The sequence below is a fragment of the Stenotrophomonas sp. SMYL20 genome, assembly GCF_036320045.1.
Taxonomy (GTDB): domain Bacteria; phylum Pseudomonadota; class Gammaproteobacteria; order Xanthomonadales; family Xanthomonadaceae; genus Stenotrophomonas; species Stenotrophomonas maltophilia_A.
Window position 1 is genome coordinate 26,737 of the sequence record NZ_JAWIRT010000015.1, and the last position, 12,648, is coordinate 39,384.

Genomic DNA, 12,648 nt, shown 5'->3' on the forward strand with positions numbered 1-12,648 from the left:
ATGAAGTTTCTACCCTGGCGAGCGAACAAAGGCGCCACAACCAAGCGATTGATTACTTTCCAGCGGGACGGGCGGCATGGACCCGCAAACGGGCCGAGTAATCCTGCAGTGCCTCTGTCCTCTGCACCGTACGCACGTCCACGCGGTAGCGGGAGTCAATTTCCAGTGGCAGAGCAACCAAGCTCAGCGTGTACTGGCCGTCACTGCCCATGTGCGGCGACGTATACCGCCATTCGCTGGATGCATGCCATTCTGGAAGTGCTGCCCCCGCGTTGCGAGCCATTGCCTGGTAGCTGTCGTAGGTCGCAACGTCCTGCCAAGCACCTGCGGTCAAGCGCTGCAGGGACACCTCAAAGGGGATCTGCATCGTGGCGATACTCGGCTCGCGGGTGTCCTCCGGCCCCTGATGCTCAACTTCCAGCTCCAGCGCATACGTGCGACCCGGATAGAAGTTGCGGGCATTCGTCTCGAATTCGAACCGCACCTCCTGGCCGGGTTCGGCAACGTCGATCGATTTGACCAGATCCAGCGGCTCCGGCGCGTCCGGTACGCGGCTGCTGCAGCCGCCGAGTGCGCCCGCCAGCATGAAGAACAGGCCGGCACGCAGCCAGCGATGGGTACCCAGCATGATTCAGACCCTTTGGCTCCCTGCCATGGGCTTCAACCCTAGCGGGCGGCCTCCGGCACTGCAACCGGGCAAAGAAAAAGGCAGGGTCTGCACCCTGCCTTCTTCACGCGGCACGTCGGCGGGCGTGGCCCGGCGTCATCGCATTACAGCTGAATCCGCGCCACGCTCTCGTCGGCGCCCTTGTCATCCTTCTCGCCGTTCTTGATGCTCACGAACAACACGTTGTTCTTCGCATCCAGCGCCAGGCTGTTCGGGTGGGTCGGCACCGTGTAGGTCGCCACCTTCTGGTAGCTGTCACTGTTGTAGGCGGTCACCGTGCCGGCCTCGCGGTTGGTCACGTACAGGCGCTTGCGCGGCGCATCCAGCAGGATGCCCAGCGGGCCGGCGTCGGTCGGGATGCTGGCCAGTTCCTTGCCAGTGCTGCGGTCGAGCACCAGCACGCGCTGGCCCGGATGCTTGCTGACCAGGCCACTGCTCTTGGCCTGGTAGCCACGCAGGAATTCCGAGCCCTGGTCGGTCACGAACAGGCGCTTGCCGGCCGGGTCCAGCGCGATGTTCATCGGCTGCTCGGCGGCGATCTTGTGCTGTGCCACCACCTTGTTCGAATCGGTGCCCACCACCACCAGATCGGCCAGCAGGTTGCTGGTGTAGACGCGCTTGTTGGCCGCATCCAGCGCCAGGCCCGGTGCCTTGGCATTGCCCAGGCCGTCGATGGTGTTGATCACCTTCAGCGTGGTGGTATCGATCACGAACAGCACGCTGCTCACGTCCGGCTGGCTGCTGTGGCCGGTCACGTACAGGCGGTTGGCCGCGCTGTCGACCACCAGTTCGCGCAGGTCGTGGGTGTAAGCAGCCTTGCCGTCCTTACCGGTCTTCTTCTCCATCAGCTGGATGGTGCCGACGGCCTTGTTCTGCGCGGTGTCGACTACGGTCACCGACAGGTCCACGGTGTTGCCCACGTACAGGCGGTTGTGGGCGTCATCCAGCACCACGCCGAACGCTTTGCGCTCCAGCGGGATGCGGGTTTCCACGGCCAGCGTGGCCGGGTTCAGGCGCAGCACCTGGGCCGGGCCGGCGTCATCGCCAAAACCACCGGACGAGGCCACGAACACGGCATTCTGCTTCGGGCTGTAGGCCAGCTCGTACAGGCCCTTGGCCACCGCCTGGCGCTGCACGGCGGCGGTGGCACTGGCGGCGGGTGCGTTGTCGGCGAACGCAGAGGGCACGCCGAGGCTGAGCGAAACGGCAACGGCCAGGGCGGCCGAGCGGAAGAGAGGATTACGGAACATGCGAGCGTCCTTGAATGGGCACGGGAGGGTGTCCTGGCTCGCTGGGCCGTTCTACGACGGCCCGACCTGCATCTGTCTGCGCGGGGTGGGCTGGCTGGGTAGCGGGGGAATGGTAGCAGTTCTCAATTGGCGATGCGCCAATCGGTCTCGGCCACAGTGTGAGGACGAGAAACCGCTCGTTGGCATCTCCGCTCCCCGAAGATGTACGGCCTAAAGAACTTGGCCAACTCGCCGATTGCCACAGTGGGCAATCCACGCTTCGGAGCAAAATTGGAAATCAGGACACGCGCAAAAATCTACGTCTGGCTATTGCTGGCTGCTGCAATCAGCTACGTGGCGTGGTCATCATTGACGATATATACGCCCTTGGTCTCTAGTGAAACGGGTCAGACATCGCTGAAGGAAATACGCGACTACAGCAATGAACTGGCAGAACGAATGCAGAAGACACGCGCCGAGCACAACCTCCCCTTCATTGGCGAGCAGCAGCTTACGATTGATCACGTTACAGGCATCAATCGCCTGGCGGCCGACGCAGCAAGAGCGAGGCAAAGATACTTCGACCCTGAGCACACTTACGTTTGGAAGGGCATACTCGACGACATCAGTAACTACGTCCAACATCTGGACGGATTTGGATCTTCAGACCCAAATGATTCCAAGATGCGCCTTCAGGAACTGAACTCAGCACTCCTGCAGGTCTTGACCAATCGCGACAGGGCTGTGAAGACGATGGAGGGAACCAAGCAAATCTTCAGCGTTCATATTGGCGAAGCCAAGGGCTCGCTGTATACGGACATCCTGATGACGAAGACTTTGCTGGATGCCGGCGTGAACGAACATCTTCTGCTGACGACACAATCAAGTGCACCGCCATTCGAGGATATCGTCCGCTTGCAGAATGCGGAGTGGGCAGTGTTCGAGCTGCATCAACAGTTGGGCCGCGACTACGAGCAAGCCAATCGAATCCCAACTGCGATTCGCCTGCTAATCGGCCGTTGATGACACAGCGCGTACAGCCGAGCAAGCAACCGTTGGCGCGGACTATTGCTCCTTCAACCGTAGCGAATCGGCCACATCGGTCTTGGCCGCCACTTCTGTAGCGATGCTGGCGCGGCGGTGCCCCGGGTCGTTGCGATCGCCCTGCACGATGAAGATGCTCTCGGCGGCATGGCTGCTTTGGGTCGGCTGGCTGAGCAGCACGTGGTCCACGCGTGAGAGATTGTTCTGCTTGGCCAGCACCAGCAGGCTGGCACTGATGCGCTGGCTGGCGGCATCGAACGGGCGGCCATGCGCGGCGTCCAGCTCGGCCACTTTCTGGATCAGCTGCGCGAACAGGCGATGGTCCGGATGCGAGGGGTCCAGCAGCGTGCCGGCCACTTCAATCGGCGTCGGCGGCGGCTCATCGCTGCCACGGTCGCCTTGGCGATGGTGTTCGGCCTCGCGCTCGGGCATCGCATGATGGGTTTCGGCATTCAGATCACTGCCCGGGAACGGCGCGGCAATGCACTGGATTTCCGGCAGGTTGAACAGCACCGCGAACTCGCCCAGGTTGCTGCCGCCGTCCAGCGGCGCCGGCAGCGGATGCAGGCCGGCGTAGTGCAGCGCCGCCCAGACGAAATCGCTGCAGCGGTTGATGGTGGCCGGGCGATCCACATCGAATTCGAACTCGGCCGGCTCCTCGGTGAAATCACGCAGGCAGCCGTAATGCTCCTCGGTGATTTCCAGGGTGCGGCTGTAGTACGGGTCCAGATGCTCGTCGGCATCGTCGTGGCGCACCTGCGCGTACTGCACGCCGGTGGGGGTTTCGCCCGGCGCGTGGCGCGGTGGTGCGAAGCCGTAGCTGTGGGCCTCGTCGCCCGCGGCCACCTGCAGGTACATATGGCCGCGCGGCGAGATGCCCCCGCTCTTCAGTGGGGTGCCGGGGGCGGCCAGGTACAGCGTTGCGGTGTAGCGTGTTGCCTGCTCCATGCCTGTTCAGCCTTGATGAGTGCTGCGGTCCTGACTGGATGATGGCATAGGTGGGATGGGGGCAAGTGGAGGAGCACGGAGCCCGTAGTGGAGGCATGCTGAATGTGTGAACCAGCGAACGCTGGGGCACCGGATGCAGATATGGAGCGTGACCGGCTCTGTGGAATACGCCGCAGAACCTGTCCTATAGTGCCTCGTACACCTCAAGGAACGGCCGCATGAACCTGCCACCGCCGGGCCGCTGGTTGGCCCTGGCCATCGCCTTGGCAAGCAGCACGGCCTGCAGCAAGGCCCCCTCCAAGGAACCGGAGCACCGGGAGACCCCCATGACCGACACCGCACAGTCCCACACCGTGGACGGCTACACCTACACCACCGCCCCCGTGGAAGCCACGCTGGGCCCACACCGCTACGCCTTCCCCGCCAACCTGTACGACGACCAGATGGGTCCGGCGGTGGGCGGCGGCATCGGCCTCACCCTCCTGTGGCCCGACCTGCAGGCGGCACCGCCGGGCACGCGCGCCTCGCGCAGCATGTCCGACCACCACCGCGCCATCAACCTGTCGCTGGATTACATCGACGCCCTCCCCATCGCCGAGCTGCTGCCGCGCAAGACCAGCACCGAAGCGACCACCGAGGACGGCTCGATCAACCGTGACGACCCGCGCCGCCGGCTGGACCTGCGCAACGCCGGTACGCCGCACTTCGGGCTCACCCCGTACGCCATCGACGAAGCCCGCATGACGCGGTTTTCCGAGGCGTATGCCGCGCAGCGCGGCACGCCGCCGGTGCGCACGCCCGAAACCGACCAGGAGTGGTACATCGCCCGCGACACACAGGGCGCGCTGGCCACCTTCATCACCTGCAATCCGCCGCAGGATGGGCGCGAGGGGCTGACCGTGCAGGGCACCACGCTGGTGGATGACCCCGATGTGCCGGTGGCCACCTGCACGCATACCTTCACCGACCCGCAGGATGGGCTGTCGGTGCGCGCGATCTACCCGCGCGTGCTGCTCAAGGACTGGAAGGCCGTGGAGGACGCCACGCGCGTCCTGCTGGCCCGCTACAAGCTGCGGTAACCGACCAGGGTTCAGGAGGAACGACACATGGGTGAATTGACCCGCAAGGATCTGGAGATCCTCAGGGAATACGCAGACAGCGGAAACCGCGAGCGCTACTGGAGCTACCTGGCGCACAAGGAACATTCCGATGGCTACGGTCTGCTGGCCCTGGGCGTGGTGCGCAACGACAACCTGCCGGGCCAGGTCGCCAACGCCTACGCGCAGTCGCAGGCCCGTGACCAGCACGACCGCAACCCGGCCCTGCAGAACCGCAACCTGACCGAGCGCGAATGGGAGGCCTTCGGCCAGACCCTGCTGCACCGCGACCTGGAACGCCGCGAGCACTGGATGGAGGCCAAGCGCCCCGATCTGGCCCTGAATCTGCCCGGCCGCGATGTGCAGCAGGCGCACGATGAAGCCTTCAAGCGCCACCACCTCGACCCTAACTGCTGGACCCCGCGTGTGCTGCTGGAAGCCACCCGCAAGGAACGCGGAGAGGGCAAGGCCGAGGAAGTCTGGAAGGAGATGCTCAACAACGACGTCGGTGGTACCCAGCGCGCGGCCAACACGCTGGGCAGCGCGTACCTGGCCATGCCCTTCTGGAGCGCCACCGGCTATGTCGGCCGGCTGGGCCTGTACGAAGGCTCGCTCATGGCTGAGGCACTGCCCAGCAGCGATCCCAATGTCATCGGCTCGCGCAGTTCGTACCACATGTATTCGGAAAAGGAGCAGGCCTGGTACCTGCAGGTGCCAGGTAGCATCCCACTGCGTGAGCACAACCCGAGGATCATCGCCTCGCTGGACGACGCCCGTGCCGTGCGCCTGGAGCGCGCGGAGAAGGCCACGCACTTCCACCCCGAGGACAGTTACCGCACCCGCCTTGAAACGCCCAAGGTGGTGATGAACGAGCCGCTGGAGCGCGATGGCCGCGAAACGCAGCTGGCCGCCAACCGCCCCGACCACGCCAACGATCCGGTGTACCAGCAGATCCGCGGCCAGGTGGCCAGCCTGCAGGCCGAGCACGGCCTGGTACTGGGCAACAACCCTGATGGCGTGACCGCTCGCCTGGCGGTGCTGGCCAAAGAGAACAACCTCAGCCAGGTGGACCACGTGATGCTCGGCAAGGCCAACGGCCCTGGGGGTGCGGGGCAGAACCTGTTCCTGGTGCAGGGCGCGCTGGATGATCCGGCCCACCTGCGGGTGGCCATCTCCGCCGAACAGGCCGTGCAGGCGCCGGCCGAGCAGAGCTACCGGCAGCTGGACGCACTGGCGCAGCGTCAGACGCAGGATGTGGAAAGCGCGCAGCAGGTGCAGCGGGAGGGGATGCGGATGGCGTGAGCCTTCCGTGGGCCAGGCAGGGGGCAGCGCATGCGCCCTGCCCGGCCGACCCGGTCAGTCCGGCAGCAGTTCGATCCGCCAGGTATCCAGCAATGCCTGCACATCCTCGCCGCCTTCCGCACGCGCTTGCAGGTGCCCCAGAAGATCCTGCTGGCGCGGCTGTGCAAAGACCATGCGATACAGCGCCAGGCTGCTCTTCAGCCGATCAAAGCGATGCTTGTCCTGGCTCAGAGGAAAATGGAACACCTTTCGCTCGACCGCCACACCGCCCGGTGCCTCGCAGATCCAGTAGGGAATCAAGCCCGCCAATGGCGTGTCCTTGTGAGGCAACTCTGCATTGGTGAATAGTCCCGCCCATGGGTCACCGGCGGCCTGGTCGGCCACGAACCCTGCCAGCCGCGCAACGTTTCGGCGGACGGCCAGTCCTTTGTAGCGATGAACGCGCCCCTCCCGCTGCTCAAGATCCACCGGATTGCCAGGCAGGTTCCAGTGAACGATTGAGTGGCACCAGGAATGGAAGTCCAGCCCTTCCTGCCCCACCGAAGTGGATGCGAGCACGAAGGGACGGAAGGGCGAGTTGAATGCATGCTGCAACGCGTCCTTGCGGGCAACCACCTTGTCGTCCTCGGTTGCATTTCCGTACCGCATCGCATACCGGCAACGCAATGACAGTGCATCATCGCGCACGAGCTTTCCATCCAGCAGCTTCACACCCTCAGGGTGAAGCTGGCTTGCGCGCACGTGGCCCGCATCGCTCACGCCCTTCGCGATGGCCTGAGCATGGGTAGATTTCTCGTCCGCTGCTTTCTGCTCGTGCAGCAGATGCAGGTACTCATCAAGCAAAGCCTGCAAATTGCCTTCTGCGCAGTAGGCCACCGCCCGCCGCCAATACACCCCACCTTCCTCGTGAGTGATGATGGCGACCGCTTCGGGCATATTCAGCTGTCGGCGGAACACGTCCGCAATTTTTATGGCGGCCTGGCGAAGGTCGGCCTCATTGTCTCCCGGCAGCAGGCGCAGCAATGCACGCAAAGCACACACACCTGGTGCCGCCAATGCGAGATCAGCCAGTACCTCGGCAATGTCGTCGGGACGTGGCCCAAGCGTCTGCAGAGAGGGCTCGTCAAAACCGCGCCCCCATACCTGTCGCCAGTAGGCCACATGACGGGAGAACCCCTGCCCTGAAACGCTGGCGCCACCGTCTTCCTCATCCTCACCCGCACCAATCGTCAGGTCCTCCGAACCCCAGCACGGGTCCACATGCGATTGGACATGCGCACGCTCAAGCAGAAGCAGCGTCAACCAGTACCAGCGCACGTCAGGCGGCCCCGAGTGCCTGGACGCTGGCAGGTCAAGCGACTCCATCCTCTCCCTGATCCGACCGGCAGCCTCACGCCTGGCATCTGCCAAGTGCAGCGAGCCACCTGCAGCGACCGACATCGCCAAGGGATCGACCATTGTGGCCAGCGCGAGGGAAGGAACCAGCAGAGTGAGCGCGTTCATGTCCTCATGCCCGCTCTTGCCGCTGTTGAAGCGCAAGCGAGCACTCAGGCTCTTGCCAGGCGCGTCGTATCCGGGCTGGAGCGCATGCCCCGCCATGGCCAATTGCTCGGCATGGTAGGAAAGAAGGCCGGCAATCGCATCAGGAACCATGTTCCAGCTTGAGAACACCAGCGTCTTGCTGAAATGGGATACCTGTGCGTACGCACCCTCTCCAGGCCAGTAAGGCATGGAAGGAGGAACCCACAACAAGCGCCAGCTGCCCTGGTCCTCCATATCCTTGGCCAGCACGTCCATTCTCGGGTTTGCCGCCACCAACGGGCTGTACCGCTGCAGCGCATCCTGATTCAGCGTCCTGTACTGCGGATGCCGGGACAACGCCCGCCCCAGAGCCGCCTTGCCCTGTCGATCCATCATGCAACGCTTGAAGGTGTATCCGTCCTCACGCATGAAGTTCAGCAGGTAGGGACTGGAGCGCCAGAACTCCATGACATCATTCGTCCCCGCCGCTCTTGCAAGCGCATCCACGCAGGCGTAGTCCGCCAGGTCCTCCGATGTCAGCGACAACGGAAGCGGGACATCCCTCACCATCGCATCGCGGCCCCGGGTTATACCCACGCGCTCGGTCCGGCACATCACCTTCTTGAGTCGGCTCTCGATTGCACCCTTGAGCACACGTGCATCATCCTGCGATGCCCCCACGCCCACCAGCGATGCACGGAATGCGGCGAGGTCAGCGCGGAGCGCGGTCACCTCTTCTGGATCATTGAACAGGAATGACGCCGTTGCCAGGAAGTCGCGGTAGTGATCCTCCTGCTCCTGCTGGGCGACGAACATCTTGTAGGGCGTGGCCGAAAGCAGGAGCACGCGAGGCCTGTTCTCATGGTCGAACAACTCCTGCGCCAGCTTTGCAGCAGAAGATGCCGGGGCAGCCTCGTCATCGGAGTCAGGATCCTGCACGGCAAGAAGCTCGCGGAAGCGCTGGAACTCATCCAGCACAACCAGATCAGGCTTCAGTGCCTTCAGGCAACAGTGCGCCAGCGTGGTGCGCAGCCAGGATGTCAGCTCGAGGGCTTCGGCGCGCTCGTCACTGTCCAGTGCACGCGTCCGCCGACCGGCGTGCCTGTCACAGACTTCGACAAGCTGTCTCAATCGCTTCTTGTCCAACGACTTGACAAACGTACGGGTGATGGCCTCATCCGGCTCATCCACGCCGTCCTCGTGCTCAAAATGCTGCCGCCAGCCATCTCCCAGACCGCCACGCAGCACCCAGGCCAAGCCGTTGGCATTGAGCCTGGATACGCCCTGCAGCATGCGATGGATGAGCACGCGCTCGCGGGCCAGTCCTCCACGGCTGGTTGTTTCAAACGAAGTACCTGGTGTGAAACTGATGAAGTTCACACCGTCGCCTTCCAGACCGCCATCGGTAAGCGCCAGCGGCAGCAGGGTCAACCGGGTAGCGCGAACCGCTTTGGTCGAACGAAGCCGAAGACGCTCCAGGTTCTGCGATGCGATGGAAGCATTGGAGCAGATGTAGATGATGTCCATGCGCTCTTTGCTGGCTGCCTTATGGGCAACCACGCGCGCGATCAGACCTTTGGCCACCTGCGTCTTGCCCAGCCCCACCTCATCGGCGACCAGGAAACGCAGTGCCGGATCGTGATCTTCGTACATGCGTCGGAACGCATAGTTCACCGTCCTACGCTGGAAGCCCTTCAGCCGCTCAAGAACGGGGGTCGGATCCGAAAGATCTGTATTCCTGTTCATTACGCAGCCTCCTTGCCAATAGCGTTTCCCACAACTTCCCAGAGGGCCAGGAAATCATCGGGCAGACAGGGCTGCCCATCGAACTGCTTGTCCTTCAACCGCTTCACCATGCGATCAATCGCTTCAAGTCGTTCAGGCTCGCGGGAATAGATCCGCAGCAGCTGTTCAAACAGCGGGTAGTTCGCCATGAGGCCACTCGCATCCCTGCTGCCGCCGCCGCTGCCTTCGGATCGATTGCGCGCTCCACAGCCTGCGGCCTGGGGATCATCCAGCAGCAGCGCGAGATAGCGCAGGAACGCCGCGCGGTTACCCAGGAGTTGTGCCACCAGCGCGTCCGCGCGGTCGTCTGGAGCGCCCTCCAGTGAAACTTCCAGCGCGAAGCGCAACGGCGGGACGGCCAGCTCCTCGGCGCGGGTACTGTTGGGCGTGACCTGGAAGCCAACCAGCGAACTCACCTCATGGCCGGCAAAGGTTCCCAGATCAACCTGACCCGCCTGTACAGGACGGGCCCGCTCGGAAACCACCGCCAACGGCCACGCGTGCAGCGTGGCACCGTCAAGCGGAAGGCCCGGGCACGAAAGCGCGAGGTTCCATCCCGAGACCGGATGGGTTTCGCAGTGCAGCGTCCAGGCGGCAGCTGCAATCTGGCGACGGATGGCCTCCAGCTGGTCCTGCAGCTGGCGACGCTCTGCGCCCTCCGCATCTTCGCCCCCACCGGGCGTGTACGTGTCCAGCAAGGGCTGGAGATGCTCGTCAAGCCACTGCCTCGGCGCGGGAATCCTGCTCACCGGACCGCTCAGCTCCGCAACCACTTCAACGTTGCTGCCGTTCTGCACAACCGCGTTGGTGTAATTGGCCGAACCGACTGCAACGTGCACCCGTTGGCCGCGCTGGAACACGGCCACCTTGGCGTGCAGGCCCTGCAGCGTATCGGCCTGTCCAGCCTCTTCACCTTCGGAGAGCAGCGTGTCAGGCTTCAACACGTAGGCACTGTCATCGGCCAGGCAGGCGCCGGCCGGAAGCCTATCCAGCTCATCGGCGCGACTCACCAGCATGAAGTCGCCGTTGCAGTGCTCGCGCAGCGTCTGCAGCGCGCCAGCGCGTACGAAGGGAGAGACGATCAACACATCCTGGGCCTTGCCACCGCCCTCGAGCGGACTCCACGGCACTGCCCGCTTTGCAGTACCCAGCACGTGGAACGCCAGCTGGGTGAAGCCCGGAGGCTTTTCCCAGTCAGCGCGCTCGATGTCCTTCGCCAACGATACGATCATCGCCTGCCGCTCCAGGTCCGGCGACGCCCCTTCGGTATTCAGCGGCAGCCAGCGCAGGAAATCCGCCAGCGGCTTGTTGCTGGCCTCCTTGGCCTTTCCTGGCACACCATCCAGGCGCAGGCTCACGTCCCAACAGCGGTCCCAGGTCAGATTGCGGGTCAGCACCAGCAGACGTACGACGGTGGCAGGTTCGGCGGCCGCATCGATGGCCACATAGCGCAGCGCCCAGATCTTCGGGTGGAAGGCGCCGCCGTGTGGGGCGCAGACCTCATGCACCATGCCCTCAGCCAGCACCGCCAATGCGTTGCCTGCTGGCGGTGCTTCCATCCGTCCCCGTTCGCAGAACACCGCAAGCCTGCGGCTTGCCCGGCGCAGCCCTTCCACGAGGCGCAAAGGATCTTCTTCGGCGCTGTTGTCGTGGTCGCCGAGCAAGGCGAAATGTGCAGGCAATCCCAGCAACGCGCCCAGCGACAGGCTGTACGTAGTGGCGACGCCGGCATCAAACCGGTAGCCGCTGGGGGGCTGCAAGGCCTCGGTCAGAGTACTGCGTGCAGATGGATGGATCATGCGGCCTCCAGGCCGTGCAGGAGGTCGGCAAGGTGACGGCGCGTGATGCCCCACCGGTAATTGAGGATTCCGAGGCCGGACGCACCGCTCCAGCGATCGAGGTTTTCAGGATTGAAGCGCGAGAGATTGCCTTTCAGCGAGCGCTCCCGCTCACGCACGAGACTGCGTGACTGCGGGCTGTCGGCCTGGCCGGCCTTGACCAGCGCAAGCCAGCTGCTCACGAACTCGCGGGTGCGCGGATGAATCGGACGCCCCACCCGTTCCACCTGCTCCCAGAACTGCACCATGTCCCATTCGCCCAGCTGCGAAGCCGGAACGCCGTCGATCCAGGTCTTCAGTTCCTGGCCGTACTCCTCACGACGTTCATCGTTGGAAGACGCCTCCGCCAGGGCAAGGTTGTAGACCAGCGACGCACCGTTGGCGAGACGGGAGAACTGACGCGCGTGTTCCACGAGCTCACGCAGCGGCTGCGGAGCCTGGCGGATCTGTGGATGCAGCCATGGGAACCCGGCGTCGGCACAGTCGCCCAATCGCCCCTTGTCCTGCGCCAGCCACACCAGCAGGGTCTGCGGGTGATGAACCTTCCATTGCTCGCGGATGAACTCCGCCTCGTCCGCGGTCAGGGACAGCGATCCCTCTTCCAGTGCGGCCACCGGTACGAGCTTCTCCAGTGAGGGATGCCAGGTCTGTGCAATCAGCTCAGCGTCCTCCATCCCGTCGTCGCGTTGCTGCTTCCAGCTGCGCTCCCTGCGAATCTGCTCGATGGCCGAGAAGTAGTCCTGCTGGGAGCCTGATCGCGCGAAGATGCCCCAGGAGCGCATGCCCGCCCAGTAGACGGAGCTGGCAAGGCGCTTGAGCGTGTGGCCGGAATCACGACCGAACGCCCCCTCCTCCTCCGCCAGGCAATCATTGAGCTTCAGCTCATCCTGCCGCGCACGCTCTGCAAAATCCTTGGGGCGTACCGAAGAAGCCTCCAGGCCCATGAACATCCTCGGCAGCAGAAGCATGTATCGCAGCCGCGTCTGGATGACGGAGGTGCCGGGGAACAGCTGGTCGGACAACGCATCGCGGATACCGCCAAATCCGAGCTCGTCGCGGGTGCCGGGCTGGTCCAGAAGGGCCAGCAGCGTAGCGCTGCGTGCCTGTGCCGCAGCGTCATGGTCGAGCCATGTCAGGCTGGAAGGCATCTCAAATCCTCCCGCAGGCGCGTGCGCGCGTGGATGCACGGCGCGATACATGGCGCGTGCATTGGGTCT

9 protein-coding genes are annotated in these 12,648 nt (G+C 64.1%); 3 read left to right on the forward strand and 6 right to left on the reverse strand.

What is annotated here, in order from left to right; genetic code table 11:
• Window positions 1-52 precede the first annotated feature (52 nt).
• Together V3B48_RS12850 and V3B48_RS12855 are read right to left on the reverse strand one after the other, a co-directional pair.
• Window positions 53-628 (reverse strand): hypothetical protein, encoded by a 576-nt coding sequence (locus V3B48_RS12850; RefSeq protein ID WP_329893826.1) that lies wholly within the window; start codon window positions 626-628, stop codon window positions 53-55.
• Window positions 629-771: 143 nt separating this feature from the next.
• Entirely contained in the window at window positions 772-1,917 is a 1,146-nt protein-coding gene (locus tag V3B48_RS12855) for a YncE family protein (RefSeq protein WP_049421153.1), read from the reverse strand.
• Window positions 1,918-2,136: 219 nt separating this feature from the next.
• On the opposite strand from V3B48_RS12855, the gene V3B48_RS12860 reads away from it, so the two are divergent.
• Entirely contained in the window at window positions 2,137-2,919 is a 783-nt protein-coding gene (locus V3B48_RS12860) for a hypothetical protein (protein WP_134951349.1), read from the forward strand.
• A 42-nt stretch (window positions 2,920-2,961) separates the two neighbouring features.
• Here the strand turns inward: V3B48_RS12860 and V3B48_RS12865 are convergent, their stop codons facing one another.
• Complete coding sequence (locus tag V3B48_RS12865; RefSeq protein ID WP_329893827.1) at window positions 2,962-3,888, reverse strand: XVIPCD domain-containing protein; 927 nt, start codon at window positions 3,886-3,888, stop codon at window positions 2,962-2,964.
• Between the two features lie 218 nt (window positions 3,889-4,106).
• On the opposite strand from V3B48_RS12865, the gene V3B48_RS12870 reads away from it, so the two are divergent.
• Window positions 4,107-4,967, forward strand: coding sequence for a hypothetical protein (locus V3B48_RS12870; RefSeq protein WP_329893828.1), 861 nt, complete (start codon window positions 4,107-4,109; stop codon window positions 4,965-4,967).
• Window positions 4,968-4,994: 27 nt separating this feature from the next.
• Complete coding sequence (locus tag V3B48_RS12875; RefSeq protein ID WP_049462930.1) at window positions 4,995-6,287, forward strand: XVIPCD domain-containing protein; 1,293 nt, start codon at window positions 4,995-4,997, stop codon at window positions 6,285-6,287.
• A 54-nt stretch (window positions 6,288-6,341) separates the two neighbouring features.
• On the opposite strand, the gene V3B48_RS12880 is transcribed toward V3B48_RS12875, so the two are convergent.
• The 3 genes from V3B48_RS12880 to V3B48_RS12890 are packed head-to-tail and all read right to left on the reverse strand — an operon-like array spanning window position 6,342 to window position 12,579.
• The gene (locus V3B48_RS12880; protein ID WP_329893829.1) at window positions 6,342-9,554 is read right to left on the reverse strand and encodes a helicase-related protein; all 3,213 of its coding nucleotides are present in this window, start codon (window positions 9,552-9,554) and stop codon (window positions 6,342-6,344) included.
• Entirely contained in the window at window positions 9,554-11,353 is a 1,800-nt protein-coding gene (locus V3B48_RS12885) for a phospholipase D family protein (protein ID WP_232274004.1), read from the reverse strand. Before V3B48_RS12885 ends, V3B48_RS12880 begins: the two co-directional genes overlap by 1 nt.
• A 35-nt stretch (window positions 11,354-11,388) precedes the next feature.
• Entirely contained in the window at window positions 11,389-12,579 is a 1,191-nt protein-coding gene (locus V3B48_RS12890) for a DUF6361 family protein (RefSeq protein WP_329893830.1), read from the reverse strand.
• Between the last annotated feature and the right edge of the window lie 69 nt (window positions 12,580-12,648).

Bases quoted from the DNA above. Each gene is read 5' to 3' on its own strand.
- V3B48_RS12850 (WP_329893826.1), bottom strand. From the start codon at position 628: ATGCTGGGTACCCATCGCTGGCTGCGTGCCGGCCTGTTCTTCATGCTG.
- V3B48_RS12855 (WP_049421153.1), bottom strand. From the start codon at position 1,917: ATGTTCCGTAATCCTCTCTTCCGCTCGGCCGCCCTGGCCGTTGCCGTT.
- V3B48_RS12865 (WP_329893827.1), bottom strand. From the start codon at position 3,888: ATGGAGCAGGCAACACGCTACACCGCAACGCTGTACCTGGCCGCCCCC.
- V3B48_RS12870 (WP_329893828.1), top strand. From the start codon at position 4,107: ATGAACCTGCCACCGCCGGGCCGCTGGTTGGCCCTGGCCATCGCCTTG.
- V3B48_RS12875 (WP_049462930.1), top strand. From the start codon at position 4,995: ATGGGTGAATTGACCCGCAAGGATCTGGAGATCCTCAGGGAATACGCA.
- V3B48_RS12880 (WP_329893829.1), bottom strand. From the start codon at position 9,554: ATGAACAGGAATACAGATCTTTCGGATCCGACCCCCGTTCTTGAGCGG.
- V3B48_RS12890 (WP_329893830.1), bottom strand. From the start codon at position 12,579: ATGCCTTCCAGCCTGACATGGCTCGACCATGACGCTGCGGCACAGGCA.